This window comes from Variovorax pasteuri (assembly GCF_051216435.1).
Lineage (GTDB): Bacteria > Pseudomonadota > Gammaproteobacteria > Burkholderiales > Burkholderiaceae_C > Variovorax.
This window is the reverse complement of sequence record NZ_JBPJZS010000002.1, coordinates 781,112-805,839: the sequence shown is the minus strand read 5'-3', so window position 1 is coordinate 805,839 and position 24,728 is coordinate 781,112. Positions and strand designations below refer to the sequence as shown.

Here is a 24,728-nt window from a genome sequence, read left to right as displayed (position 1 = left end):
GGTTGCTGATTCTCCCGGATTGTTGCCAAGTATTGCTTTTTGTATCCCAGGCGTCTTTTTGCGCCTTGGCACGGCCCGCTCAGGCTCAGGTCGCTTGAGGGGGCCGGCACATGATCAGGTATTCGGCATCCGACACCGGCTCCCGGTGCGCGGCCTCGCCGCGAAAGCCCAGCCGCTCGTAGAACCCCACGCTGCGCGGCGTGAAGGTTTCGAGGAAGCAGGGCACACCCGCCGCATCGGCTTCTGCCAGCGTGGGCGCCAGCAGCCGCGCACCCAGCCCGCGCCCTTGCGCGGCGGGCGCGATGCCCAGGATCGACAGGTACCACGCGCCCGCCGGCACCACGGCCGGGGCGCGCGCTGCCATGAACTCGACGATGCGGTGGTAGTTGGCCAGGCCGCGCGGGCCCAGCGCGCCGGCGAGGAAGGCGCTTTTCGCGGCCGACTCGGCGGTATCGACGTCGTCCGCGCGCGGCAGCAGCCACGCCGCCGCGCCCAGTGCGGGGTCTTCGGGCGTCAGGCAGCGTCCGGTGCGCGCGGCCTCGTCCAGCGAACACGCGAAGTACGAGGCGAGCACTGCCTTGCGCTGGCGCATGTCGTGCTCGAAATCGACCGAGATCGCCAGGTAGAACGGATCGACGATCAGCGCGTCGGCCAGCGCGGGCGTGGAGAGCGACAGGGGCAGGGGTTCTTCGGTCGGCATGCGGGTCTTGGAGCGGGGTTCAGGGGCGGCCGCGCGATTCTAGGGAGCCGCTTTGCATCGGCTCAGGCCGTCGCGCGCAGGCGCTTCGCCTCCAGCGCCAGGAAGCGGTACAGCTTCGGGTCGTCCGCATAGCCCACGTTGAAGCGCAGCCACGGGGTGGGCCGCAGGTCGGTGCGGAACAGGTCGCCCGGCGCCAGCAGGAAGCTCTCGGCAATGGCGCGCTGCGCCAGCGCGCGCATGTCGACGTCGTCGCGCTCGAAGCGCGCCCACAGGAAGGGCCCGCCGGCCGGCCGCGTGAAGAGCTGCATGCCGGCGGCCTCCAGCCTGTCGCACACCGTGTGCTGCGCCGCCTGCAGCCGCTCGGCCAGCCGAGCCACATGCGCCCGGTAGCGGCCTTCGATCAGCACGCCGTGCAGCAGCCGTTCGGTCAGCTCCGAGGTGGTGAGGCTGTTCACCATCTTCTGAAGAATCATCTTCTCGGCGAACTCCTCGTTGCATGCGACGAAGCCCACGCGCAGGGCGGGCGACACCGTCTTGGAGAAGCTGCCGACATGGATCACCCGCTGCAGCCGGTCGAGGCTCGCGAGGGGCGTGGCCGCGCCGGGCGGCTCCAGCCCGGCCATCACGTCGTTGTCGACGATGTGGAAGTCCAGCTGCTCGGCCAGCCGCAGCATCTGGTAGGCCACCGCCGGCGTGCACTGGCCGCCGGTGGGGTTGTGCAGGTTGGTGGTGGTGAAGAAGGCCTTGGCGCCGTGGCGTTGCGCCAGCGCCTGCAGCGCCGCCACGTCGGGCCCGTTCACCGTGCGCTCCACGCCCACCAGCCTCAGGTCGAGCGAACGCAGCATGGCGTACAGGTTGGTCGAGCCGGGCTCGTCGACCAGCACCACGTCGCGCGGCTGCAGCAGGCAGCGCGCCACCAGGTTCAGCGCCTGCGAGGCCCCGTGCGTCAGCACGATCTGGTGCGGGGCGGTCTCGATGCCCTGCTGCGCCAGCAGCGTCTGTATTTGCTGGCGCAAGGGCAGGTAGCCGTAGGGCGTGCCGTAGTTGGCCAGCCCGGCGGCGGACTTGCGCGACAGCGCGGCCAGCGCGCGCCGCACACCGTCTATATGCAGCATCTCGGGCGGGATCCAGCCGCAGCCCGCGTTCAGCAGCGTGCGGTCGTCCTCGTACACGTGCTTGAGCAGCCACAGCGAGTCCACCGAGGTGCGGCCCAGGAAGGGCTTGCGCCGCGTGGCCGCCGAGCGCTCGACCTCGGCCACGTAGTAGCCGCTGGCGCGCCGCGCCTCGACGTGGCCTTCGGCCACGAGGCGCTGGTAGGCGTTGGTGATGGTCATGGTGCTCACGCCGCAGTCGCCGGCGAGCGTGCGCACCGACGGCAGCTTGTCGCCGGGCTTCATGGCGCTGGAGGCGATTTGCGCGAGCAGCGCGTCGTAGACCTGGCGCACCAGGGGGGTGGGCAGCGAAGGGTTGACAGTGATCACGGCAAGGCGTGCACGGTTCGTGTGCACGAAAAAGCCCCAACACGGGGACGAACACAGGGCAAAGGAGCGACTGTTCTACTACAGAAGAATTGAACTGTATATATGCATTTGACCTGACAGATGTCTCAATGGAGACCTCGCCGCCGCAAGCCCTCACAGGTGCCCGGCATCGCGCTCCCCGTTCCATCTTTCAGGAAATCACATGCAACCGCAGCTCTTCTCGCCTTCGTCTGCCCACCCGGTGGGCACCTTGTCGCGCCGCCTTGCCCGATGGGGCGCCGCCGCGATGCTGGCCGGTGCAGTCATGGCGCCCGCGATGGCCCAGACCACCACGCTCAAGATCATTCCGAGCAGCAACATCACCGTGCTCGACCCGATCTGGACCACGGCCTACGTGACGCGCAACTTCGGCTACATGGTGTACGACACCCTGTTCGCCACCGACCTCGAAGGCCACATCAAGCCGCAGATGGTCGACAAATGGAAGGTGTCGCCCGACAACAAGACCTGGACCTTCACGCTGCGCGACGGCCTGGAGTTCCATGACGGCAAGCCGGTCACCAGCGAGGACGTGGTCGCGTCCATCAAGCGCTGGGCCAGCCGCGACACCTTCGGCGCGCAGCTCTCCAAGGTGACCGAGCGCTACGAAACGCCCGACGCCAAGACCTTCTCCATCGTGCTGAAGGAGCCCTTCGGCCTGGTGCTCGAAGCGCTGGGCAAGCCGTCGTCGAACGTGCCGTTCATCATGCCCAAGCGCATTGCCGACACCTCGGGCGACACGCAGATCAAGGAGTCGATCGGCTCCGGCCCCTACGTGTTCAAGGCCGACGAGTTCCGCCCCGGCGAGCGCGTGGTGTTCACCAAGAACATGCGCTACAAGCCGCGCGCCGAGGCGCCCTCGGGCACGGCCGGCGGCAAGAACGTGTACGTGGACCGCGTGGAGTGGCTCATCATCCGCGACGCGCAGACGCAGATGAATGCGCTGCTCAACGGCGAGGCCGACATCCTGGAGCAGCCCGCCTTCGAGCAGTACGCCACGCTGCGCACCAACCCCGACATCAAGCTGGTCGACGCGCAACCCGCGGGCAACCAGTTCATCCTGCGCTTCAACTTCCTGCAGCCGCCGTTCAACAACGAGAAGGTGCGCCGCGCCGCCTTGCTGGCGCTGGGCCAGGAAGCCTTCCTGCGCACCCAGGTCGGCACGCCCGGCCTCACGCGCTACTGCAAGAGCATGTTCCCCTGCGGCACGCTGTTCGAGTCTGAGCAGACGGGTGACTACACCGGCGTGGCCAACCCGCAGAAGGCCAAGGCATTGCTCGAAGAGGCCGGCTACAAGGGCGAGCCCGTGGTGCTGATGCGCCCGACCGATAACCCGACCATCGGCAAGCTGCCGCTGGTGGCCAAGCAGCAGCTGGAGCAGGCCGGCTTCAAGGTCGACATGCAGTCGATGGACTGGTCCACGCTGGTGGCGCGGCGCGCGAAGAAGGACGCGCCCTCGGCCGGCGGCTGGAGCGCGTTCATGACCTCGTGGACGGCATCCGACATCCTCAACCCGATCACCATGGCCATGATGAACGCCACCGGCGACAAGGGCTGGTTCGGCTGGCAGACCGACGCCAAGCTGGAAGAAATCAAGGTCCAGTTCGCCCAGGCCAAGACCGACGCCGAGAAGAAGAAGTTCGCGCAGGCCGCCCAGCTGCGCGCCTTCGAGACGGCCACGCACGTGCCCGTGGGCCAGTACAACCAGCCCGCCGCGCTGCGCAAGAACGTGAGCGGCCTGGTGCCGGCCGGCGCGCAGGTGTACTGGAACATCAAGAAGCAATAAGAAGAAAAACAGAAGAAAGAAGAGCGCCCCTCCATGCTGACCTTCCTCGGCAAGCGCCTGCTCGCCACCCTTCCCGTGCTGCTGGTCGTGGCGGTGGCGATCTTCATGATCGTGCGCCTCACGCCCGGCGACCCGGCCGCCGTCATCGGCGGCAACAGCGCCACCAATGAAGACTTGGACCGCATCCGCGTGCAGCTCGGCCTGACCAAGCCGCTGTGGGAGCAGTTCGCGATCTGGGGCAACGGCGTGCTGCACGGCGACCTGGGCTTCTCGTTCTTCCTGAACAAGCCGGTGCTGGAGCTCATCGGCCAGCGCATGGAGCCCACGCTCTCGCTGGCCGGCGGCACGCTGCTGCTGGCGGTGGCCATTGCGCTGCCGCTGGGCACGCTGGCCGCGTGGCGCATGGGCGGCTGGCTCGACAAGGCCGTCATGGCCTTCTCGGTGGCGGGCTTCTCGGTGCCGGTGTTCGTGGTCGGCTATGTGCTGATCTACCTGCTGGCGATGAAGCTGCAGTGGTTTCCGGTGCAGGGCTACCGGCGCATCGGCGACGGCGTGGGGCCGTGGCTGAACCAGCTGGTGCTGCCGTGCCTCACGCTGGCCATCACCTACGTGGCGCTGCTGTCGCGCGTGACGCGTGCCGCGGTGAGCGAGGCGCTGACCGAGGACTTCATTCGCACCGCGCGCGCCAAGGGCATCACCGAGCTCGAGGTGCTCAAGCACCATGCGCTGCGCAACGCGGCGGTGCCGGTGGTCACGGTGATCGGCGTGAGCGCGGCGCTGCTGCTGGGCGGCGTGGTGGTCACCGAGACGGTGTTCGCCATTCCGGGACTGGGCCAGCTCACGGTCGACGCGGTGCTCAACCGCGACTTTCCCGTGCTGCAGGGCGTGGTGCTGTTCTTTGCCGTGGTGTATGTCGCCGTCAACCTGCTGGTCGACGTGAGCTACCTGTTTCTAGACCCCCGCATCGGCTACTGATCATGAGCACCCTGAAAAGACTCTGGCGCAACGCCGCCGTGCGTGGCGGCGTCATCGTGCTGGTCGCGCTGGCGCTGCTGGGCGTGTTCGCGCCCTGGCTCGGCACCTTCGATCCTTCGGTGATGGACGCGAGCTTCATCTCGGTGGGCGCGGGCACCGCGGGCCAGGTGACGCTGCCCGACGGCGCGCAGTTCGCCCACACCTTCTGGATGGGCAGCGACAGCGTGGGGCGCGACGTGTGGAGCCGTGTGCTGTACGGCACCCGCATCTCGATCGCGGTGGGCCTGTTCACCGCCTTCGTCGCCATCGCCTTCGGCTGCCTGCTGGGCATGCTGGCGGGTTACTTTCGCGCGGTCGACGCCGTGCTGATGCGGGTGATGGACGGCGTGATGGCCATTCCCGCCGTGCTGCTGGCGATCACGCTGGTGGCGGTGCTCGGTGCCAGCCTGCCCACGGTGATCCTGGCCATCGCGGTGCCCGAGGTGCCGCGCGTGACGCGCCTGGTGCGCGCGCTGGTGATGAGCCTGCGCGACGAGCCCTTCGTGGAAGCGGCCCGTGCGCTGGCCACGCCCGACGCCACCATTCTGTGGCGCGACATCCTGCCCAACGCGCTGGCGCCGCTGATCGTGCAGGGCACCTTCATCGCGGCCTCGGCCGTGCTGACCGAGGCCATCCTGAGCTTCCTGGGCCTGGGCCTGCCGTCGGACGTGCCGACCTGGGGAAACATCATGGCCGAAGGGCGCGTGCAGTTCTCGCAGAGCCCGGGCAACGTGCTGTTCCCGGCGTTGTTCCTGGTGCCGACGGTGCTCGCCATCAACATGCTGGGGGACGGCCTGCGCGACGTGCTCGACCCCAAGTTCTCCAAACGCGTGTGAGGCGCAGATTTTCATGACCGCCATGACCGAATCGAATCCAGGCGCCGCCATTCTCGAAGTGCGCGGCCTGCAGGTCGCGCTGCCTTCCGACGCCGACCGCCCGCACGCCATCGAACGGCTCGACCTGCGCATCGACGCCGGGCGCACGCTGTGCATCGTGGGCGAGTCCGGCTCGGGCAAGTCGGTGCTGGCCACCACCGTGATGGGCCTGCTGGCCAAGGGGCTGGTGCTGAAGGCCGGCGACGTGGTGCTGTCCGGCGAGAAGCTGGTCGACAACGGCCGCTTCACCTCCGACAAGCGGCTGCGCCAGTTGCGCGGCACCGGCATGGGCATGGTGTTCCAGGAGCCGATGACGGCGCTGAACCCGGTGCTCACCTGCGGCGAGCAGGTCGACGAACTGCTGCGCACGCACACCCCGTGGGGCGCGGCGGAGCGCAAGGCGCACATCATCGCCATCTTCGAGCGCGTGCGGCTGCCCGACCCGGCGCGCATCCATGCGAGCTACCCGCACCAGCTCTCGGGCGGGCAGCGCCAGCGCATCGTGATCGCGATGGCCATCATCCTGAAGCCGCGCCTGCTGATCTGCGACGAGCCGACCACCGCGCTGGACGTGACCACGCAGGCCGAGATACTGAAGCTCATTGCCGAGCTGCAGGCCGAGCAGGGCGGTGCGGTGCTCTTCATCACCCACGACATGGGCGTGGTGGCGGAGATTGCCGACGACGTGATGGTGATGCACCGCGGCGCCCTGGTGGAGCAGGGCCCGTGCGCGCAGGTGCTGCGCCAGCCGCGAGAGGCCTACACCCGCATGCTGCTCGATGCCGTGCCCGGCATGACGCCGCCGCCTGCGCGCGCACTGCCCGGCGGCAAGCCGCTGTTGACCGGCACGGCCGTCGGCAAGATCTACACGCGGCGCGACTGGATCGGCCGCGCCAAGCACAACACCGCGCTGCAGGACGCCAGCGTGGACGTGCACCGCGGCGAAACCGTGGGCGTGGTGGGCGAGTCGGGCTCGGGCAAGTCGACCTTCGCGCGCTGCATGATCCGGCTGATCGCGCCCAGCGCGGGCAGCATCCTGTGGGGCGACGCCGAGGTGCACGACCTGCCCGAAGGCCGGCTGCGGCCGCTGCGCTCGCGGGTGCAGGTGGTGTTCCAGGACCCGAACCGCTCGCTGAACCCGCGGCGCACGGTGGGCTCGTCGATGGTCGAGGGCGCGATGAACTTCGGCCTGAGCAAGCTGCATGCGCGCCAGACCGCCGAGGAGCTGATGGACCGCATCCAGCTGCCGCGCACCGCGCTCGACCGCTATCCGCACCAGTTCTCGGGCGGCCAGCGCCAGCGCCTGGCCATTGCCCGCGCCATCGCCTGCCAGCCGCAGGTGCTGGTGGCCGACGAGGCGGTGTCGGCGCTCGACGTGTCGGTGCAGGCGCAGATTCTGGACCTGCTGCGCGAGATCCAGCGCGACCTGGGGCTGGGCATTCTGTTCATCACGCACGACCTGCGCGTGGCGGCGCAGCTGTGCGACCGCGTCATCGTGATGAGCCAGGGCCGCATCGTGGAGCAGGGGCCCACGGGCCAGGTGTTCAACGCACCGGCCAACGACTACACGCGGCGGCTGCTGGCGGCCGCGCCGCGTGCGGAACTCGCGAGCGCGCAGTGAGCGTGTGGGGCGCCTGGCGCGCAGCCCTTCGCGACCCGGTGTGGCGCGGCGCCTTTGCCGAAGGGCGGCGCGACATCGCGGGCGCCGCGCTCGGCACCATGGCCATGGGGCTGGTGGCCGGCGTGGCCATGGCCAAGAGCGGCGTCGGGCTGGGCGTGATCCTGGCGATGTCGCTGCTGGTGTTCGCCAGCGCCTCGCAGCTGGCCTGCCTGCCGCTCATTGCGGCCGGCGCGCCGCTGTGGGTCATCGTGGCCACGGCCTGTGTGCTGAACCTGCGCTTCGTGGTGTTCAGCGTGAACTGGCGGCGCTACTTCGGGCGGCACCGCCGGCTGTCGCGCGTGCTGCTGTCTTACCTGGCGGGCGACCCGGTGTATGCGCAGTTCGTGCACCGGCATCCGCAGCCCTCGGCGGACGGGCGCGCCACGGCGCGCCAGCAGGGCTACTTCCTGGGGCTGGCGCTGACCAACTGGGCGGCGTGGCACATCGCGTCGCTGGCCGGCATCTTCCTGGCCGACGCCATTCCCGCGGCCTGGGGCCTGCGCTTCATCGGCGTGCTCGCCTTGCTGGCGCTGGCCTTGCCGATGCTCACCGACCGCGCGGTGCGCTGCTCGGCGCTGGCCGCAGGCACGGTGGCGCTGGCGACGGCCTCGCTGCCGATGGGGCTCAACGTGGTTGCCGCCATTGCCACCGCCTTCGTGGCCGGCACCTGGGCCGACCGGCGCTGGAGTCGGCGCTGATGCACATGGGGCACCTGGGGCACATCGGGCAGTTGGGGCACGAAGCGTACGTGTGGCTGGCGGTGGGCGCGCTGGTGGTGGTGACGGTGCTCACGCGCAGCTTCTTCCTGCTGCCCGACAGCGAGCCGAAGCTGCCCGGCTGGCTGTGGCGCGGCCTGCGCCATGCACCGGTGGCGGCGCTGCTCGCGATGGTGGTGCCCGACGTGTTCCTGAGCAACGGGCGCCTGCTGTCCGACTGGCACGATGCCCGGCTCTTTGCAGTGGGCGCCGCATTGGCCTACTACCTGGTCCGGCGAAACGATGTGGCCGGGACGATCCTGGTCGGCACGGGTACGCTGATGCTCTTGCGGCTCGGCTTCGGCTGGCCCTGACACGAACACTTTGGCGATTACTTTTTTTCAAGCGAATGGAGAACACGAGATGACGCTGGCAATGAGCTGGGACGAATGGGCCGCGCATGACGGCATCGGGCTGGCCGAACGCGTGCGCAAGGGCGACGTGACGGCGGCCGAACTGGCGGCGCAGGCCGCGGCCGGTATCGCGAAGGTCAACCCGCAGCTGGACGCGGTGGTCGAGGTGTTCGACGACGTGGTCGCCGATCCGCTGAAGGACGGCATGGACCCCGAGGGCGTGTTCGCCGGCCTGCCGTACCTCATGAAGGACCTGGGCCCGACGCTGAAGGGCCGGCTGCAGGAGTTCGGCTCGATGATCATGCAGGGCAACCGCCCGGCCGCCGACAGCTTCCTCACGGAAAAGCTGCGCAAGGCCGGCCTGAACATCGTGGGCCGCAGCACCACGCCCGAGTTCGGCGTGTGCAGCTCGGTGGAAAACGCACTGCACGTCACGCGCAATCCGTGGGACGTCGAATACACCACCTGCGGCTCGTCGGCCGGCACGGCCGCAGCCGTGGCGGCGGGCGTGCTGCCGCTGTCGCATGCCACCGACGGCGGCGGCTCCATCCGCATTCCGGCGGGCGTGAACGGCAACATCGGCCTGAAGGTGTCTCGCGGCGTGTTCTCGCTGGCGCCGGGGCTGTCGGACCTGTCGGGGTTGGTGTCCATCCAGGGCTGCCACAGCCGCACCGTGCGCGACACGGCCGCCTTCGTCGACCACTGCCGGGGCGGTGCGCCGGGCGAGTTCATGCCCTTCTGGTCGCCGGCCGAGCCGTACAGCGAACTCATCAAGAAAGACCCAGGCCGCCTGCGCATTGCGCTGTCGCACGAATGGGGCGACTTTCGCGCCACGCCGCACTTCGTGGCCGAACTGGAGCGCACGGGCAAGTTCCTCGAAGGGCTGGGGCACCACGTGGAGTGGGTGCTGCCCGAGGTGGACTTTCAAACGGCCTTCGCCGCGCAGACCACCTGCTACATCAGCAACTTCGCGCAAGTCATCGACGGCCACCTGCACCGCCTGGGGCTGGAGCGCCCGCCGGCCGAGCTGCTGGAGCCGATCAACATCAAGATCTGGGAAGCCGGGTTGAACACCTCGTACACCGAGCGCTCGAAGATGCAGGCGGTGTTCAACACCACCTCGCGCGCCTTCGGCAACTTCTTCCAGGGCTGGGACATCATCCTCACGCCGATCACCGCGCTGCCCACGCCCAAGGTCGGCACCAGCGAGTACCTCACCACCAGCACGAACCCCTCGGTCTACGACTGGTTCGCCAACCTGTGGCAAAACTTCGCGTACACGCCGCTGTCCAACCTGTGCGGGCTGCCGGGCATCTCGCTGCCGATGGCCGCGCAGGAGAACGGGCTGCCGCTGGGCATCCAAGCGCAGGCGGCGCAGGCGAACGACGGGTTGCTGCTGCAGCTGGCCGCGCAGATCGAGCGGGCGCTGGGCGGCAAGTGGAATGCGGGCGAGCGGCCCGGGGTGCACGTCACCAAGGTGTGACAGGGGCGGCTGACAGGGGCGGCGGCATGGCCGCCGTGGCCGCCGCGGCTCAGAGCAGGTTGCGCAGCGCCGCCTCGATGGCCGCGGCGGTGGCCAGCGGCTTTTCCATCGGGAACAGGTGGGTGCCGTCCAGCATGTTGATGCGCCCCTTGGTGACCTGCTCGGTCATCGCCATGCCCACGCGCTTCATCTCGGCCGACTGCCGCCCGCCGATGAAGGCGGCCTTGCACTTGAGCGGGTGCGCGCGCAGCAATGCGCCCAGGTTGTGGGGCAGGGTGTTGTAGATGGCGGTTTCCACGTCGCGGTCGAAGCTGAGCTCGCGGCCTTCTTCACCGCCCTTGTCGCCGTCGAAGGTGCCGTGGTCGATGTAGTCGTGCAGCACCTGCTCGTCCCACTTCGCAAAGGCCTTCTTGCTGCGGAAATGCGCGAACACCGCCTCGCGATGCTCCCAGCTGTTGCGGCGCTTGCGGCTGATGGCGCCGGGCGAAATGCTCTTCATGAGCGGCGTGCGCTTGACCACGTGGAGCGTGTTGGCGCGCCAGCCGCCGAGGATCGGCGAGTCGACAAGCACCACGCCGCGTGCCAGTTCGGGGTGGCGTGCCGCGCACATCAGGCTCAGGAAGCCGCCCAGCGAATGGCCCACCAGGAACACCGGGCCGCCTGCGCGGTCGGCACGGGCCTTGGCGAAGTCGGCCAGCTGCTGCACCAGGTGCGGCCAGTTGTCGGTGACGGGGTACTTCGGGTCGTGCCCGAACTTCTCGATGGCGTCGACCTCGAAGCCGCGGTTGCGCAGGCTGTCGAGAACGACGCGGTAGGTGCTGGCGGGGAAGCTGTTGCCGTGCGAAAAAACGACGGGGGGCATCACCGAGGCCGCCGCCGGGCCGCCCCAAGGCGGCCGAGCCTCCCCCTCGGGGGGTGGCGAAGCACACGAAGTGGCAAGCCGGGGGGCACCATTTTTCAGATGAGCTTTTCGTCGGGGGTCGAGATTTTCCGCAGCGCGCTGTGGCGGGCCGCGGGCATCTTCAGCGGATGCTCGGTATGGCTGTCGTCCCACACCGGATCCTCGATGCTGTCGAACACCTCGCGCAGCTTCTGGCCCCAGCTGTTGTGCATCATGCGGTAGTAGGGGTTGTCGGCGTCGATGCAGATCACCCGGTCGGTCTCGAGCTTGTTGGCCTCGTACACCACCAGGTCCAGCGGCAGGCCGACCGACAGGTTCGACTTCATGGTCGAGTCCATCGACACCAGCGCGCACTTGGCGGCCTCGTCCAGCGGGGTGTCGGGGGTGAGCACGCGGTCGAGCACGGGCTTGCCGTACTTCGATTCGCCGACCTGGAAGTAGGGCGTTTCGGTGGTGGCTTCGATGAAGTTGCCGGCCGCGTAGACCAGGAACAGGCGCATGCCCTCGCCCTTGACCTGTCCGCCGAAGATGAAGGACACGTTGAAGTCGAGCCCCGCATGCTTGAGCGCCTCGGCGTCGCGGTCGTACACATGGCGCACCGCCGAGCCCAGCACGCGGGCGGCGTCGAACATGCTCTTGGCGTTCCAGATGGTGATGGGCTCGCCCGGCGTGCCGTCTTCGCGGGTTTCGCGCAGCTCTTCGATCTGCAGGATCTCGCGCACCGACTGCGAAATGCTGAGGTTGCCCGAGGACAGCAGCACCATCACGCGGTCGCCCGGCTGTTCGTAGACGATCATCTTGCGGAAGGTGCTGATGTGGTCCACGCCCGCATTGGTGCGCGAGTCGGACAGGAACACCAGGCCGGCGTTGAGTTTGATGCCTACGCAATAAGTCATGAGTTCGTCTCGCATGAACAGTGCCCGGTCAGGCGGCATCCTGTTCGCGTTGGTTCAATTTTTGAAGGGCGTACAAGGCGTCGAGTGCCTCGCGCGGGCTCATGGTGTCGGGGTCTAGCGCAGCCAGGGCGGATTCTACGGCGCTGGCCAGGGGCGTCTCGGCCACCGGGGGCGGTGCGAACAGGTCGACCTGTGCACGCGTTTGTGCATGCTGCGATTCGAGGGCTTCCAGCGCCTGCCGGGCGTGGTTGACCACCGCCGCGGGCATGCCCGCGAGCCGCGCCACCTGGATCCCGTAGCTCTTGCTGGCCGGGCCGGGCTGCATTTCGTGCAGAAACACGATGTCGCGGCCTGCTTCGGTGGCGCTCACGTGCATGTTCACCGCACCGTGGTGCGTGGCCGGGAACTCGGTCAGCTCGAAGTAGTGGGTGGCGAACAGCGTGAAGGCCTTGCTGCGGTCGTGCAGCTGCGCCGCGATGCCCGCGGCCAGCGCCAGGCCGTCGAAAGTGCTGGTGCCGCGGCCGATTTCGTCCATCAGCACCAGCGACTGCGCCGTGGCGCTGTGCAATATCTGCGCGGCCTCGGTCATCTCGAGCATGAAGGTCGACTGCGCATTGGCCAGGTCGTCCGCCGCGCCGATGCGGGTGTGAATGGCGTCGATGGGCCCCAGCCGGCAGGACGCCGCCGGCACGTGCGAGCCGATGGAGGCCAGCAGCACGATGATCGCCACCTGCCGCATGTAGGTCGATTTACCGCCCATGTTGGGGCCGGTGATGACCTGCATGCGTTGCTGCGGGCCCAGTTGCGTGTCGTTGGCGATGAAGCCGCCCGACGACTTTTCGGCCAGCCGGGCTTCCACCACCGGATGGCGGCCCTGCTGGATCTCGATGCAGGGGTGCGACACGAAGACCGGCGCGCGCCAGTGCAGCGTGTGCGAGCGCTCGGCCAGCGCGCACAGCGCGTCGAGCGAGGCGATGCCCGCGGCCAGTTGCGTGAGCGCGGGCACCGAGGGCTGCAGCGCGTCGAGCAGCTGTTCGTAGAGCCACTTCTCGCGGGCCAGCGCACGGTCCTGCGCGCTCAGGGCCTTGTCCTCGAAGGCTTTCAGCTCGGGCGTGATGAACCGCTCGGCGTTCTTCAGCGTCTGGCGGCGGCGGTAGTTGTCGGGCACCTTCGACAGCGCGCTTTGCGTGACCTCGATGTAGAAGCCGTGCACCCGGTTGAACTGCACCCGCAGGTTGCTGATGCCGGTGCGCTCGCGCTCGCTCACTTCGAGCTTCAGCAAGAAGTCGTCGCAGTTGTCGCTGATGGCGCGCAGTTCGTCGAGCTCGGCGTCGTGGCCGGTGGCGATCACGCCGCCGTCGCGCACCAGCGCCGACGGGTCGGGCTTGATGGCACTCACCAGCAGGTCGGCGCAGCCCGGCGGCGGTGCCAGCCGTTCGGCGATGCGGGCGAGCAGCGGGGCGGACGCGGGAAGGATCGGCGCCAGCTGCTCGGCCTTGGCCAGCGCCAGGCGCAGCGCCAGCAGTTCGCGCGGGCGCACCTGCCGCAGCGCGATGCGCGCCGCGATGCGTTCCACATCGCTGGTGTTCTTCAGTTGCTCGCGCAGCGTTCGCCAGGGTGCGGCCGTGCCGTTCAGCACCGTGGACTGCAGCGCGCCGATGGCTTCGAGCCGGGCCTGCGCCTCGCTGCGATCGCGGCGCGGCGACAGCAGCCAGCGCTTCACGAGGCGGCTGCCCATGCCCGTCATGCAGGTGTCGAGCAGCGAGAACATGGTGGGCGAGTCTTCGCCGCGCAGCGTCTGCACCAGTTCGAGGTTGCGCCGCGTGGTGGGCGGCAGCTCGATCAGGTCGCCGTCGCGCTCCACCGACAGGCGCTGCACGTGCGACAGCGCGCGGCCCTGCGTGTGCTCGGCATAGCCCAGCAGCGCGGCGGCCGCGGCATGCGCATTGGTGAGCGATTCGGCATTCCAGGCGGCCAGGCTGTTGCTGCCCATTTGCTCGCTGAGCTTGCGTTCGCCCAGGCCGCCGTCGAACTGCCACGCCGGGCGGATCGACAGCGTGAAGGGCGTGGCGCTGCGCGCGGCCTTCAGGCGCTGCTCGAAGGCGGGGGTGACCTCGGCGCTGTAGAGCAGCTCGCTGGGGGCGATGCGCGCGATCCAGGTTTCGAGCGCATCGGCCGGGCACTCGGCCAGCCGCAGTTCGGCGCCCGTCACGCTGAGCCAGGCCAGCCCGCAGAAATTGCGCGTGCCGGCGTGCACCGCGAGCAGCAACGATTCGCTCTTGTCGCTGAGCAGTTCGGAGTCGGTCAGCGTGCCGGGCGTGACCACCCGCATCACCTTGCGCTCGACCGGCCCCTTGCTCGCGCCGACTTCGCCCACCTGCTCGCAGATGGCGACCGATTCGCCCAGCTTGATGAGCCGCGCGAGGTAGGTGTCGACCGCATGGAAGGGCACGCCGCACATCACGACCGGCTGGCCGGCCGACTGGCCGCGCTGGGTGAGTGTGATGTCGAGCAGGCGCGCGGCCTTTTCGGCGTCGGCCCAGAACAGCTCGTAGAAGTCGCCCATCCGGTAGAACAGCAGGGTGTCCGGGTGGTCGGCCTTGAGGCCCAGGTACTGCGCCATCATGGGCGTGTGCCCGGAAAAGTCGCTGGTCGTGGGGGAGGGTTGGGCAGTCGTCGTTTTCACTCGGGCGATTATCGGGGACGGTCGGGCGGCTCGGCCGATGACCGTCTTGCCGAGCCCGCCGGTCATTTCGACCGGGCCTGTCGACGCGCATCCACCGCTCTAAAATCCGTCGGCGCAACCCCCGCGTGAAGAACAAGGCGCCCATGGCCCAGATGAACGAATCCAAAGGCCCTGAAGCGGTCGCCACCGCGCTGCCAGACAGCGCCACCGTCTCCGCCGAACTTGCCGCGCTGTACCTGTGCATGCCGCCAGCCCAGCTCGCGGACCTGCGCAAGTCGAAGCGGCCCGACGGGCGCGCGGGCAACAGCGCCAGCGTGATCCGGCCCGTGGAAGGCGGCGCGGTCGGGGCACACCAGCCGGTGCGCTACCAGCTCGGCGCCTTGCGCGACTTTGCGAAGGCCAACGCCGCACCCTCCGCCTTCGACACCGCGTCGAACGCCGGCATGCAGGGCTGGGCGTCCGCCAAGCTGCCTTTCTTCGCCGAGCTCGAGCCGCGCGTGAAGCGGGGCCGTCGCGTGATCATCGGCGGTGCCTGGGACCGGGCCGACCCCCTGCGCGAGAAGCGCTTCATGGACCTGGCGCAGGGCCGCATCCGCTTCACGTCGCTCACCTGCTTCGAAGCCGCGACCAGCCTGTGGGCCGACACGGCAAGCCACGCCGCGCTGGCCGACAAGGGCCTGGCCCTGCTCCGGAGCGAGACGCAGGCCATAGAGGCGGCGCTGTCGGACACCGGCGCGCTGGCAGCCAGGTCGAGCGCCGACGCGGCGAGCTGACCCCGCCTGCAGGCATTTCCCCAACCCCTGTGAATTTTTCGGAGCCCCCATGCTGATCAACTGCGTGGCCTATGAAAACGGCGCCAAGCTCGCCGACATTTCGGTCGAGGACATCAGCGACTACATCAGCCGGCCGGGTTGCTTCGTGTGGGTGGCGCTGAGCGACGCCTCCGACGAAGAACTGGAAGAGATGCAGAAGGAATTCAACCTGCATCCGCTGGCGGTCGAGGACGCCCACCACGGCCACCAGCGCCCGAAGGTGGAGGAATACGGCGACTCGCTCTTCGTGGTCATGCACCTGGTGGAGCCTTCTGCCGAGGGCGAGCACTGCACCAACGTGGGTGAGGTCGACGTGTTCGTCGGCGCGAACTACGTGCTGTCGGTGCGCAACCGCAGCAAGCAAGGCTTCCTGGGCGTGCGCGAGCGATGCGAGCGCGAGCCCGACCTGCTGCGCAACGGCGCGGGCTTCGTGCTGTATGCGCTGATGGACGCGGTGGTCGACCGCTACTTTCCGGTGATCGACGCGCTCGAGGTGGAGCTGGAAGCCATCGAGCAGCAGATCTTCGGCCAGGGCGGCGTGGCGCGCGACAAGATCAAGCAGCTGTACGACCTGAAGCGGCGCAGCATGATCCTGAAGCGCGCGGTGGCGCCGCTGCTGGAGGCGGCCGGCAAGATGCACGGCGGGCGGGTGCCCCAGATCTGCATGAGCTCGCAGGAATACTTTCGCGACGTGGGCGATCACCTGGGGCGCATCAACGGCTCCATCGACGCGATGCGCGACACCATCGGCACGGCGATCCAGGTGAACCTGTCGATGGTGACCATCGAGGAGAGCGAGGTCACCAAGCGGCTCGCGGCCTGGGCCAGCATCTTCGCGGTGTGCACCGCGTTCGCCGGCATCTGGGGCATGAACTTCGAGAACATGCCGGAGCTGAAACTCCACTACGGCTACCCGGTGGCGCTGGGCCTGATCGTCGCCACCTGCGGCTATCTCTATTACCGGTTCAGGCGCGCCGGCTGGCTTTGACAACGGCCACATCGCCGGCCCGTTGCTAATGCCAAACTAATAAACATGTAGATAATCCAGTCCCTTATGAAAAGGGACTTCACCCAGCGTTTCGGCTTTCTCGTCAAGAGCGTCGGCAAGCTCTACATCGAAGAGTTCGACCGCCTGGCGCGCGAGCGCATCGGCCTCACCAGCGCGCAGTGCCGCCTGCTGGGCGCGCTGGCCATGCACGGCGACCCGGACGAGGTCGAGCCGTTGTCGCAGGCCGAACTGGCGCAGCGGCTCGACCTCACGCCCATGGCGGTGGCCGGGCTGTGCGACCGCATGGCCGCGGCCGGCTGGATCCGCCGGGAGCCCAGTGCCACCGACCGCCGCGTCAACAAGATCCACCTGGAGCCCAGCGCCGAGAAGGCGCTCGACGCCGCGCTGAGCATCAGCGACGGGCTCAATGCCCGTGTGATGTCGGTGCTGACGCAGGCCGAACGGCTGCAGTTGCTGAGCCTGCTGAGCCGGGTGCAGGGCAGCCTCGTGGACATCACCGGGGGAGCTCAGAAGCCATGAGCGTCGCCCCCGGAACCACCGTGCCGCACAAGGGCATGATCACCATCTCGATCATGCTGGCGACCATCATGCAGGCGCTGGACACCACCATCGCCAACGTCGCGCTGCCGCACATGCAGGGCAGCCTGCAGGCCTCGCAGGACCAGATCACCTGGGTGCTCACCTCGTACATCGTGGCCTCGGCCATCGCGCTGCCGCTCACGGGGTGGCTGTGCGGCCACTGGGGCCGGCGGCGCGTGTTCATCATCTCGGTCATCGGCTTCACGGTGGCCTCGGCGCTGTGCGGGCTGGCGACTTCGCTGGTCGGCATCGTGGCCGCGCGCCTGCTGCAGGGCGTGTTCGGCGCGGCGCTGGTGCCGCTGTCGCAGGCGGTGCTGCTGGACATCAACCCGCGCGAGAAGGTGGGCCAGGCCATGGCCATCTGGGGCGCGGGCATCATGGTCGGGCCCATCCTCGGGCCGCTGCTGGGCGGCTGGCTCACCGAGAACTTCGACTGGCGCTGGGTGTTCTTCATCAACCTGCCGGTGGGCATCTTCGCGTTCTGGGGCATTGCGCGCTATCTGCCCGAGAGCCGGCCGCAGGGCGAGAAGCTCGACATCTTCGGCTTCGTCACGCTGAGCCTGGCCATCGGCATGCTGCAGCTCTTTCTGGACCGCGGCGAGCAGCTCGACTGGTTCGACTCGTGGGAAATCAAGCTCGAGGCCGCCGCGGCGCTGGTGGCCTTCGGCTTCTTCGTGGTCCACACCTGGACGGTGCAGGGCGTGTCGTTCTTCGACCGCGACCTGCTGAAAGACCGCAACTTCGTCACCGGCCTGCTGTTCGCGTTCATCGTCGGCATGATCCTGTTCGCGACCATGGCGCTGCTGCCCAACTTCCTGCAGGGGCTGATGGGCTATCCGGTGATCTACACCGGGGAGGTGACCGCGCCGCGGGGCGTGGGCACGATGATCGCAATGATCATCGTGGGGCGGCTGGTGCAGCGCATCGACGTGCGCGCGATCATGGCGGTGGGCTTCGGGCTCACGGCGTTCTCGCTCTACCAGATGACGCGGCTCACGCTGCAGATGGACAGCTCGCTGATCGTCGTCTCGGGTTTCATCCAGGGCCTGGGCATCGGCTTCACCTTCGTGCCGCTGTCGACCGCCACCTTCGCCACGCTGGCGCCGCGCCTGCGCAACCAGGGCACGCCCATCTTCAGCCTGCTGCGCAACATCGGCAGCAGCGTGGGCATCTCGATCGTGCAGGCGCTGCTGACCGAAGGCTCGAGCAAGGCGCACGCGCAGATTGCCGCGACCGTGGCGCCGGGCAACCCGGCGCTGGCGACGCTGCCGCAGATGATGTCGCCCGACACGATGACGGGGCTGGCGCTGATCAACGCGGAGGTGACGCGGCAGGGCGCGCTCATCGGCTACTTGGACGACTTCGGGATCATGATGGTGATCACGGTGCTGGCGATTCCGCTGCTGCTGCTTATCAAGAGCCCGCGGCGGAATGCGGCGGCGTCGGGGCCGGCGGAAGTGCCGCACTGAGTTTGCATGTCTCCCTCCCCCGCTGGGGGAGGGTAGGGGTGGGGGCACGACGGCCTATGCGCCATCAGCTGCTTATCGAACGCCGCCTGCCCCCATCCCGGCCTTCCCCCAGAGGGGGAAGGAGCAAGACCGAATTACTCGTCGTGCGAATCGTGCGTGGCCGCCGCACCCTTGCGCCAGTAACCCGAGGCCCGCGTCCACTTCGGGTTCGCGCCGCGCTCTCCCACCAGGTGCGCGCGCAGCGCCTTGGCGATGGCCGACTCGCAACCCACCCACGCATGGAAGTCGCCGGCCGGCAGCGTCGCCGCCTTCAGCGCATCGACCAGCACGGGGCTCGTGCCCGGCTCTGCGCCTCGGCGGTGCACCCATTGCAGCGTGAGCTCGGCCTGCGTATCGAACGCAAGCTCGTCGGCCTCGCTGTCGACCTCCGCCAGCACCACCGCGCGCGCACCGGCGGGCAGTTCGGCCAGTCGGCGCGAGATGGCGGGCAGGGCGGTGTCGTCGCCGATCAGCAGGTGCCAGTCGAAGGCGGTCGGCACGATGAACGAGCCGCGCGGGCCGCCCACGCCGAGGACGTCGCCGGGCCTGGCCTGCTCAGCCCATTGCGTGGCGGGGCCGGCGTCGTGCAGCGCGAAGTCGATCTCCAGCGTGCCGGCGTGCGCGTCGTGGCGGCGCGGCGTGTAGTCGCGCATGGTCGGGCGGCCGCTCGCGGGCCACACCGGGCCGTCGGGGCCGGCGGTCGGCAGCGTGAGCTTGCCGGTGGCGGCGTCGGGAAAGAAGATCTTCGCGTGGTCGTCGAAGCCGGGGCTGCTGAAACCCGCGAGGTCGTCGCCCGTGAGCGTGATGCGGATCAGGTGCGGCGTCACGCGCTCGGCGGTCTTCACCGTGAGCTGGCGAAAGCGCAGGTCGTGGCGCACCCGGCGCGGTGTGCGGTCGGGGGCGGTGGGAGCAGATGAGGTACTGAGGTCAGTCATTGCAGAGGTCCTGGGTGAGCAGGGCGGGTTGAGATGGGGGTGGGAGAGCGGGCGCTCAGATCTTTTCGATCTGCTGCGCCGCGCTGTCGAGCACGGCCGCGAAGTCGTGTGCCTGCTGCTCGGTCAGCGGCGTGCCCGACAGGCGCATGCGCATCGCGAGCTTGAGGTTCTCGATGGCGCGCGTGACCTGCGGCGGGCGTCCGCCGCGCGGGCCGGCGCCGTCGACGCCGCCGCTCATGCGGGACATCATGGCGTCGGCCGTCTCGCGGTTGGCCACCAGGAATTCCTGGCCGCTGTCGGTGATGCTGTAGCGCTTGCGCCCGCCGTTGTCGGCGGTTTCCACGCTGAGGTAGCCCATTTCCTCGAGCAGCGTGAGGGTGGGGTAGACCACGCCGGGGCTCGGCGCGTAGCTGCCGCCAAGGCGGTCTTCGATGGCCTTGATCAGCTCGTAGCCGTGGGCTGGCTTGTCGGCGATGAGCTGCAGCAGCACGAAGCGCAGGCCGCCGTGGCCGAACACGCGTCCGCCGCCACCGCCGCCGCGTCCGCCACGGTGTCCGCGGCCGCCGGAAAGGCCGTCTTCATGTTCGCCGCGGGCGGTGCGGCAGTGGTGATGGTCGAGGTGGAAATGTCTCATGGTGGGTATCCTTCTTGATGTGTATCGGAATTATTTTAGATATATCTAAAATAAAGTCAAATCGATACATGAAAGACGACCCGGGTGCCCGGAAGCAGGGCCTTCAGACGGCCCCGGCCCTGTGGGTGTTGTGCGCGTGCATGTGCTCCAGCGTCAATGCCTCGCCGATGTGCGACAACTGCACGGCGGCGGCCTCGGCGGAGCCTTCCGCGGCTTCTTCCACGCGTTCGAACATCTGCATTTCGTAAGTGGCCACCGCTGCGGCCCAGTCGTTCTTCGCGGCAAGCAGCGTGGCCAGTTCGGCCGCATCGCGCATTGCGGCGTTCACGCCTTCGCCGCCGAAGGGCGACATCAGGTGCGCCGCGTCGCCGAGCAGCGTCAAGCCGCGCCGGTGCGTCCAGCAATGGCCGACCGGCAGCGCGTGGATGGGCCGCGCCACGAACTGGTCGTTGCTGGCGCGAAAGAGGTCGGTGACGGCATCGGCATAGCCCGCGAACTCCGCGAGCAGGGCGTTGCGCACTGCGGCGGGCGAGGCGAAGTCGAAGCGTTTCGCGGCCCAGTCCGCCGGCACTCGGAAGATCGCGTAGCCGCGGATGTGCGCATGGCCGTTGCGCTGCGCAATGAGCATCTTGCCGTCGCCCTGCACATCGAGCTTGCCGCGGCCCACCAGCCGCGCGAGCGCCGGATGGCTGCGGTCGACGTCGTCGATGCCGAACTCGATGAAGGTCAGCCCGCTGTACTGCGGCTTGTACGGCGACAGCAGCGGCCGCAGGCGCGACCAGGCGCCGTCCGCGCCGACGACCATGTCGAACGGGCCCGCCTCACCGTGGGTGAGCAGCAGGTTCCAGCGTCCGCCGTCCTGCAGCCGTGCGTCGCGCAGCGTGCAGCCCCATTGCACGCAGCCGGCCGGCAGCGAGGCCAGCAGCATGTCGCGCAGCGCCGTGCGGTCGACCTCGGGGCGGTTGCCGGCCGAGGCGTTGGGCGCTTCGAACAGCACGCGGCCCGACTTGTCGAGCAACCGCGATCCCTGGTCGTCGTAGCGCGCGATGCGCATGAACTCGCGGTCGAGCCCGGCGCGTTGCAGGGCCAGCAGGCCCGAGTCTTCGTGCAGGTCGAGCGTGCCGCCCTGGGGCCGCGCAAGCGGGCCGTCTTCGCGCTCGAAGACGGTGGCATGGATGCCGGACAGATGAAGGATGCGCGCCAGCGTGAGTCCGCCGGGACCGGCGCCGACGATGGCGATGCGTGGGGAGGCAGGCATTCGGATTCCTCGATAAGGATAGGTTCCTATTCATATTAGCATAGGAGGCTATGAAGATAAAATGCCGCACATGACCGACACCCACGCCCCCAACCCCCTGAAGCTCATCGGCCGCGTGACGCGCGGTTTCACGCGCCTGGCCGACGGCGGCCTGCGCGAGTTCGGCTTCGCGGTGGGGCAGCTGCCGGTGCTGGTGTCGCTCAAGCAGCGCAAGGCGCTGTCGCAGGCCGAGCTGGCGCGCATCGCGCAGGTCGAGCAGCCCAGCATGGCGCAGCTGCTCGCTCGCATGGAGCGCGACGGCCTGGTCGAGCGCGTGCCCGATCCGCAGGACGGCCGCAGCCGCCTCATCTCGCTCACCCCGCTGGCCGCCCGGCGCCTGCCGAAGGCCAAGGCGCTGATGGATGCGCACACGCAAGACGCGCTGGCGGGTTTCTCTCAGGCGGAGATCGAACAGCTGACGGCGTTGCTGCAGCGGCTCGACGCAAACGTCGAGCGCATGAGCGCATAGCCGCGCAGCCTTGCTACCGCGCCAACCCGACCAAGGCCAACACCCTGCCGCCGCAGCCACAGGCCACCATCGGTGAACTGCTCACCGCCAAGGGCCTGGGTGACCTGGCCGGTGCGCTCCTGAGCGCCACCGGGCGCCCACGCACCCGCTACGCTTTCACGCGGGCGGCTGCTCCAGCACGCTCTCCTGAAAGCGCTGCGCCGCCGAGGTCTGGCCTCCGGGCGGCAACGCCAGCGCAATGCCGATGGCCGTCTGCGCGCCCGGCCCGGCGAGCTTCTTGAAGACGATGTTGCGCGCCACATGCCGCGCCGCGACCGAGGGCACCAGCGCCACGCCCAGGCCGCTTTCCACCAGGCTAATGAGCGTCTGCACCTGCACCGCCTCCTGCTGCACGTTGGGAATGAAGTCCGCCTGCTGGCAGGCCAGCAAGGCCGCGGCATGCAGGCCCGGCACTTCCATGGCGCCGTACATCACGAAGGTTTCCTGCGCCAGGTCGGCCAGCGTGAGCCGCCGGCGCCGCGCCAGCGGGTGGTCCACCGACAGCGCCGCCATGAACACGTCGCGCTCGACGGGGAAGATGCGCGCCTTGCACGCCCGCCCGATGGGAAAACGCACCAGCCCCACGTCGACGTCGCCGCTTTCCACCATCTCGACGATGCGCGCGGTGGTCGATTCGGCCAACTGCAGGTGCACGCCCGGATAGCGCGCCCTGAAGCTCGGCAGCACGCGCGGCATCAGCGCATAGGTGGCCGAGCCGACGAAGCCCACGCGCAGCGTGCCGGCCTCGCCGCGCGAGGCGGCCTGCGCAGCCAGCGCGAACTGCTCGGTGTGGAACACTGCGCGCCGCGCGTTTTCCAGCGCGGCCGCGCCGGCCGGCGTGAGCTCGGTGCCGCGCCGGTTACGCACGAACAGCGGCACGCCCACCTGTTCTTCGAGCCGCCGTATGGAGGCCGACAGCGGCGGCTGCGCCATGTGCAGCCGTTCGGCCGCGCGGTGGAAGTTGAGCGTTTCGGCCAGGGCGAGAAAGTGGCGAAGCTGGCGTGTGTCCATGATCTCCAAAAGGTATCACAGAGCGGGAATTTGATATTGGACGGCATTGCCTGCGCTTCCCAGAATGGGCGCCAGGAGACAAACAGACGATGCTTCCCTTGCAGGGCGTGAAGGTGCTCGACCTTTCGAGCGTGGTGTTCGGGCCGTTGGCGAGCCAGACGCTCGCCGACTACGGTGCCGAGGTGATCAAGATCGAGCCGCCCGAGGGCGACTCCACGCGCCACACCGGCCCTGCCACGGAGGCCGGCATGTCGGCCGTGTTCCTCGGCAGCAACCACAGCAAGAAGAGCGTGGTGCTCGACCTCAAGCGCCCCGCGGCACGCGATGCGCTGATGGCGCTGCTGGCCGATGCCGACGTGTTCATGCACAGCATGCGCCCGCAGAAGCTGGCGGCGCTGGGCATCGCCCCCGAGACGCTCACGGCGCGCTTTCCGCGGCTGGTGTATGCCGGCCTGCACGGTTTTGCGCAGGGTGGGCCTTACGCGGGGCGGCCGGCCTACGACGACGTGATCCAGGGCATGTCGGGCCTGTCCGCGCTCATGGAACAGCAAGGCGGCGAGGCGCGCTACCTGCCCACCATCGCGGCCGACAAGACCTGCGCGCTGGTCGGTGCGCAGGCCATCCTCGCGGCCCTGTTCCAGCGCGAACGCACGGGGCGCGGCTGCTTCGTGGAGATACCGATGTTCGAGACCATGGTGGCCTTCAACCTCGTGGAGCACATGTACGGGCGGCACTTCGAGCCGCCGCTCGCGCCGGCCGGCTACCCGCGCGTGCTCACGCCGTGGCGGCGTCCGTGGTGCACGGCCGACGGGCACATCTGCATGATGCCGTACACCTCCCAGCACTGGCAGCGCTTCTTCACCGAAGTGGGCGAGCCCGCCATGGCGGGCGACCGGCGCTTCGCCGACATGGCGGCGCGCACGCGGCACATCGGCGAACTGCTCGAACTGGCCGGGCGCTTCGTGGCGAGCGGCACCACCGCGCACTGGCTCGCCACCTGCGAGCGGCTGGAGATTCCGGCCGCCCCCATCAGCCGGCTCGACGACCTGCCCGACGACCCGCACCTGGTGGCGACCGGCTTCTTCACCGAACTCGAAGACCCCCGCATGGGCGCGATGCGCTTCCCCGGCGTACCCGTGAAGTTCGACGGCGTGAGGCCCCCCGTGCGCATGCCGCCGCGCCTGGGCGAGCACACCCGCGAAAGCCTTGCCGCGGCCGGCTGGTCCGGCGCACAGATCGACAGCCTCATGGAGACCCCGCGATGACCGACTTGCCCCAGTTCTCAACCGAACACCGCGCGCTGCCCCGCCTGGGCCAGGGCTTCGTCTGGCAGGACCTCGCGGTCGGCCAGCGCCTGCGCACCTTCCGCCGCACCGTGACCGAAACCGACCTCGTCAACTTCATCGGCGTGACCGGCATGCTGGAGGCGATCTTCATCGATGCCGCGTACGAAGGCAGCGCCATCGCCGGTCGACCGGTGCCGGCCGCGCTCACCTACACGCTGATCGAGGGCTTCATCCTGCAGACCATGATCCAGGGCACCGGCCTGGCGATGCTGGAGCTGGTGCAGAAGATCCATGCGCCCGTGCTCGTGGGCGACAGCATCGAGGCCGTCGTCGAAGTGACCGGCATCCGCCCGACGTCGAAGGGTGGCCGCGCCATCGTCGATTCGCGCATCGAGGTCTTCAACCAGCACGGCCGCTGCGTCATGCACTACGACGCGCGGCGCCTGCTCGCGGGCCGCGTGGATGTCGCAAGTGGCGCGCACTGATTTCGAACGACAAGCAACCACAACGGAGACAAAAG

General features: G+C 68.8%; 23 protein-coding genes. 14 read left to right on the top strand and 9 right to left on the bottom strand.

Annotated elements, in window-relative coordinates:
* Window positions 1-85 precede the first annotated feature (85 nt).
* Both ACSFBM_RS10885 and ACSFBM_RS10880 read right to left on the bottom strand, forming a co-directional pair.
* Window positions 86-700, bottom strand: a complete 615-nt coding sequence (locus ACSFBM_RS10885) for a GNAT family N-acetyltransferase (protein WP_435484340.1) — start codon at window positions 698-700, stop codon at window positions 86-88.
* A gap of 62 nt (window positions 701-762) precedes the next feature.
* Window positions 763-2,181 carry an aminotransferase-like domain-containing protein gene (locus ACSFBM_RS10880; RefSeq protein WP_435484339.1) on the bottom strand — a complete coding sequence of 473 codons (1,419 nt, stop codon included), beginning with the start codon at window positions 2,179-2,181 and terminating at the stop codon, window positions 763-765.
* A gap of 202 nt (window positions 2,182-2,383) precedes the next feature.
* Between ACSFBM_RS10880 and ACSFBM_RS10875 the strand changes: the two genes are divergently transcribed.
* From ACSFBM_RS10875 to ACSFBM_RS10845, 7 genes are read left to right on the top strand one after another with little or no spacing between them, the layout of a single operon-like run.
* Window positions 2,384-4,006, top strand: coding sequence for an ABC transporter substrate-binding protein (locus ACSFBM_RS10875; protein WP_435484338.1), 1,623 nt, complete (start codon window positions 2,384-2,386; stop codon window positions 4,004-4,006).
* Window positions 4,007-4,039: 33 nt separating this feature from the next.
* Complete coding sequence (locus ACSFBM_RS10870; RefSeq protein WP_435484337.1) at window positions 4,040-4,981, top strand: ABC transporter permease; 942 nt, start codon at window positions 4,040-4,042, stop codon at window positions 4,979-4,981.
* Window positions 4,982-4,983: 2 nt separating this feature from the next.
* A complete protein-coding gene (locus ACSFBM_RS10865; RefSeq protein WP_435484336.1) occupies window positions 4,984-5,856 on the top strand; it encodes an ABC transporter permease in 873 nt (290 codons plus the stop codon).
* A gap of 22 nt (window positions 5,857-5,878) precedes the next feature.
* Window positions 5,879-7,516 (top strand): dipeptide ABC transporter ATP-binding protein, encoded by a 1,638-nt coding sequence (locus tag ACSFBM_RS10860; RefSeq protein WP_435484792.1) that lies wholly within the window; start codon window positions 5,879-5,881, stop codon window positions 7,514-7,516.
* Window positions 7,513-8,253, top strand: a complete 741-nt coding sequence (locus ACSFBM_RS10855; protein ID WP_435484335.1) for an AzlC family ABC transporter permease — start codon at window positions 7,513-7,515, stop codon at window positions 8,251-8,253. The genes ACSFBM_RS10860 and ACSFBM_RS10855 overlap by 4 nt, the downstream gene beginning before the upstream one ends.
* Window positions 8,253-8,624 carry an AzlD domain-containing protein gene (locus tag ACSFBM_RS10850; protein WP_435484334.1) on the top strand — a complete coding sequence of 124 codons (372 nt, stop codon included), beginning with the start codon at window positions 8,253-8,255 and terminating at the stop codon, window positions 8,622-8,624. Before ACSFBM_RS10855 ends, ACSFBM_RS10850 begins: the two co-directional genes overlap by 1 nt.
* A 49-nt stretch (window positions 8,625-8,673) precedes the next feature.
* Window positions 8,674-10,146: an amidase gene (locus tag ACSFBM_RS10845; RefSeq protein ID WP_435484333.1), complete on the top strand. Its 1,473-nt coding sequence runs from the start codon at window positions 8,674-8,676 to the stop codon at window positions 10,144-10,146.
* Window positions 10,147-10,195: 49 nt separating this feature from the next.
* Here ACSFBM_RS10845 and ACSFBM_RS10840 read toward each other — a convergent pair whose 3' ends face one another.
* From ACSFBM_RS10840 to mutS, 3 genes are all read right to left on the bottom strand, one after another.
* Entirely contained in the window at window positions 10,196-11,008 is an 813-nt protein-coding gene (locus ACSFBM_RS10840; protein ID WP_435484332.1) for an alpha/beta hydrolase, read from the bottom strand.
* A 95-nt stretch (window positions 11,009-11,103) separates the two neighbouring features.
* Window positions 11,104-11,943, bottom strand: coding sequence for a proteasome-type protease (locus tag ACSFBM_RS10835; protein ID WP_435484331.1), 840 nt, complete (start codon window positions 11,941-11,943; stop codon window positions 11,104-11,106).
* A 28-nt stretch (window positions 11,944-11,971) separates the two neighbouring features.
* On the bottom strand, window positions 11,972-14,629 hold the full coding sequence (gene mutS / locus ACSFBM_RS10830; RefSeq protein WP_435484330.1) for a DNA mismatch repair protein MutS: 2,658 nt from the start codon (window positions 14,627-14,629) through the stop codon (window positions 11,972-11,974).
* A 152-nt stretch (window positions 14,630-14,781) separates the two neighbouring features.
* On the opposite strand from mutS, the gene ACSFBM_RS10825 reads away from it, so the two are divergent.
* From ACSFBM_RS10825 to ACSFBM_RS10810, 4 genes are all read left to right on the top strand, one after another.
* The gene (locus ACSFBM_RS10825; protein ID WP_435484329.1) at window positions 14,782-15,402 is read left to right on the top strand and encodes a hypothetical protein; all 621 of its coding nucleotides are present in this window, start codon (window positions 14,782-14,784) and stop codon (window positions 15,400-15,402) included.
* A gap of 49 nt (window positions 15,403-15,451) precedes the next feature.
* Window positions 15,452-16,429: a magnesium and cobalt transport protein CorA gene (locus tag ACSFBM_RS10820; protein WP_435484328.1), complete on the top strand. Its 978-nt coding sequence runs from the start codon at window positions 15,452-15,454 to the stop codon at window positions 16,427-16,429.
* Between the two features lie 66 nt (window positions 16,430-16,495).
* Window positions 16,496-16,969: a MarR family winged helix-turn-helix transcriptional regulator gene (locus tag ACSFBM_RS10815; protein ID WP_435436528.1), complete on the top strand. Its 474-nt coding sequence runs from the start codon at window positions 16,496-16,498 to the stop codon at window positions 16,967-16,969.
* The gene (locus ACSFBM_RS10810; RefSeq protein ID WP_435484327.1) at window positions 16,966-18,498 is read left to right on the top strand and encodes a DHA2 family efflux MFS transporter permease subunit; all 1,533 of its coding nucleotides are present in this window, start codon (window positions 16,966-16,968) and stop codon (window positions 18,496-18,498) included. Before ACSFBM_RS10815 ends, ACSFBM_RS10810 begins: the two co-directional genes overlap by 4 nt.
* 134 nt (window positions 18,499-18,632) lie before the next feature.
* Here the strand turns inward: ACSFBM_RS10810 and ACSFBM_RS10805 are convergent, their stop codons facing one another.
* The 3 genes from ACSFBM_RS10805 to ACSFBM_RS10795 all read right to left on the bottom strand — a co-directional run bounded on the left by ACSFBM_RS10805 (window position 18,633) and on the right by ACSFBM_RS10795 (window position 21,364).
* Entirely contained in the window at window positions 18,633-19,472 is an 840-nt protein-coding gene (locus tag ACSFBM_RS10805; protein WP_435484326.1) for a siderophore-interacting protein, read from the bottom strand.
* A gap of 55 nt (window positions 19,473-19,527) precedes the next feature.
* Window positions 19,528-20,106, bottom strand: a complete 579-nt coding sequence (locus tag ACSFBM_RS10800) for a PadR family transcriptional regulator (protein WP_435484325.1) — start codon at window positions 20,104-20,106, stop codon at window positions 19,528-19,530.
* Window positions 20,107-20,209: 103 nt separating this feature from the next.
* A complete protein-coding gene (locus ACSFBM_RS10795; RefSeq protein ID WP_435484324.1) occupies window positions 20,210-21,364 on the bottom strand; it encodes an FAD-dependent oxidoreductase in 1,155 nt (384 codons plus the stop codon).
* 70 nt (window positions 21,365-21,434) lie between these two features.
* Here ACSFBM_RS10795 and ACSFBM_RS10790 point away from each other — a divergent pair, with 70 nt between their 5' ends.
* Complete coding sequence (locus ACSFBM_RS10790; RefSeq protein ID WP_435436533.1) at window positions 21,435-21,872, top strand: MarR family winged helix-turn-helix transcriptional regulator; 438 nt, start codon at window positions 21,435-21,437, stop codon at window positions 21,870-21,872.
* A 156-nt stretch (window positions 21,873-22,028) separates the two neighbouring features.
* Here the strand turns inward: ACSFBM_RS10790 and ACSFBM_RS10785 are convergent, their stop codons facing one another.
* The gene (locus ACSFBM_RS10785; RefSeq protein WP_435484323.1) at window positions 22,029-22,922 is read right to left on the bottom strand and encodes a LysR family transcriptional regulator; all 894 of its coding nucleotides are present in this window, start codon (window positions 22,920-22,922) and stop codon (window positions 22,029-22,031) included.
* An 89-nt stretch (window positions 22,923-23,011) separates the two neighbouring features.
* On the opposite strand from ACSFBM_RS10785, the gene ACSFBM_RS10780 reads away from it, so the two are divergent.
* Together ACSFBM_RS10780 and ACSFBM_RS10775 are read left to right on the top strand one after the other, a co-directional pair.
* Window positions 23,012-24,187, top strand: coding sequence for a CaiB/BaiF CoA transferase family protein (locus tag ACSFBM_RS10780; protein WP_435484322.1), 1,176 nt, complete (start codon window positions 23,012-23,014; stop codon window positions 24,185-24,187).
* Complete coding sequence (locus ACSFBM_RS10775; protein WP_435484321.1) at window positions 24,184-24,693, top strand: MaoC family dehydratase; 510 nt, start codon at window positions 24,184-24,186, stop codon at window positions 24,691-24,693. The genes ACSFBM_RS10780 and ACSFBM_RS10775 overlap by 4 nt, the downstream gene beginning before the upstream one ends.
* Window positions 24,694-24,728 lie beyond the last annotated feature (35 nt).

Excerpts from the sequence above, each read along its gene's own strand:
- ACSFBM_RS10795 (WP_435484324.1), bottom strand. The coding sequence starts at position 21,364 with ATGCCTGCCTCCCCACGCATCGCCATCGTCGGCGCCGGTCCCGGCGGA.
- ACSFBM_RS10865 (WP_435484336.1), top strand. The coding sequence starts at position 4,984 with ATGAGCACCCTGAAAAGACTCTGGCGCAACGCCGCCGTGCGTGGCGGC.
- ACSFBM_RS10790 (WP_435436533.1), top strand. The coding sequence starts at position 21,435 with ATGACCGACACCCACGCCCCCAACCCCCTGAAGCTCATCGGCCGCGTG.
- ACSFBM_RS10875 (WP_435484338.1), top strand. The coding sequence starts at position 2,384 with ATGCAACCGCAGCTCTTCTCGCCTTCGTCTGCCCACCCGGTGGGCACC.
- ACSFBM_RS10850 (WP_435484334.1), top strand. The coding sequence starts at position 8,253 with ATGCACATGGGGCACCTGGGGCACATCGGGCAGTTGGGGCACGAAGCG.
- ACSFBM_RS10840 (WP_435484332.1), bottom strand. The coding sequence starts at position 11,008 with ATGCCCCCCGTCGTTTTTTCGCACGGCAACAGCTTCCCCGCCAGCACC.
- ACSFBM_RS10800 (WP_435484325.1), bottom strand. The coding sequence starts at position 20,106 with ATGAGACATTTCCACCTCGACCATCACCACTGCCGCACCGCCCGCGGC.
- ACSFBM_RS10825 (WP_435484329.1), top strand. The coding sequence starts at position 14,782 with ATGAACGAATCCAAAGGCCCTGAAGCGGTCGCCACCGCGCTGCCAGAC.
- ACSFBM_RS10885 (WP_435484340.1), bottom strand. The coding sequence starts at position 700 with ATGCCGACCGAAGAACCCCTGCCCCTGTCGCTCTCCACGCCCGCGCTG.
- ACSFBM_RS10870 (WP_435484337.1), top strand. The coding sequence starts at position 4,040 with ATGCTGACCTTCCTCGGCAAGCGCCTGCTCGCCACCCTTCCCGTGCTG.
- ACSFBM_RS10775 (WP_435484321.1), top strand. The coding sequence starts at position 24,184 with ATGACCGACTTGCCCCAGTTCTCAACCGAACACCGCGCGCTGCCCCGC.
- ACSFBM_RS10815 (WP_435436528.1), top strand. The coding sequence starts at position 16,496 with ATGAAAAGGGACTTCACCCAGCGTTTCGGCTTTCTCGTCAAGAGCGTC.
- ACSFBM_RS10810 (WP_435484327.1), top strand. The coding sequence starts at position 16,966 with ATGAGCGTCGCCCCCGGAACCACCGTGCCGCACAAGGGCATGATCACC.
- ACSFBM_RS10835 (WP_435484331.1), bottom strand. The coding sequence starts at position 11,943 with ATGACTTATTGCGTAGGCATCAAACTCAACGCCGGCCTGGTGTTCCTG.
- ACSFBM_RS10785 (WP_435484323.1), bottom strand. The coding sequence starts at position 22,922 with ATGGACACACGCCAGCTTCGCCACTTTCTCGCCCTGGCCGAAACGCTC.
- ACSFBM_RS10820 (WP_435484328.1), top strand. The coding sequence starts at position 15,452 with ATGCTGATCAACTGCGTGGCCTATGAAAACGGCGCCAAGCTCGCCGAC.
- ACSFBM_RS10805 (WP_435484326.1), bottom strand. The coding sequence starts at position 19,472 with ATGACTGACCTCAGTACCTCATCTGCTCCCACCGCCCCCGACCGCACA.
- ACSFBM_RS10860 (WP_435484792.1), top strand. The coding sequence starts at position 5,879 with ATGACCGAATCGAATCCAGGCGCCGCCATTCTCGAAGTGCGCGGCCTG.
- ACSFBM_RS10780 (WP_435484322.1), top strand. The coding sequence starts at position 23,012 with ATGCTTCCCTTGCAGGGCGTGAAGGTGCTCGACCTTTCGAGCGTGGTG.
- ACSFBM_RS10845 (WP_435484333.1), top strand. The coding sequence starts at position 8,674 with ATGACGCTGGCAATGAGCTGGGACGAATGGGCCGCGCATGACGGCATC.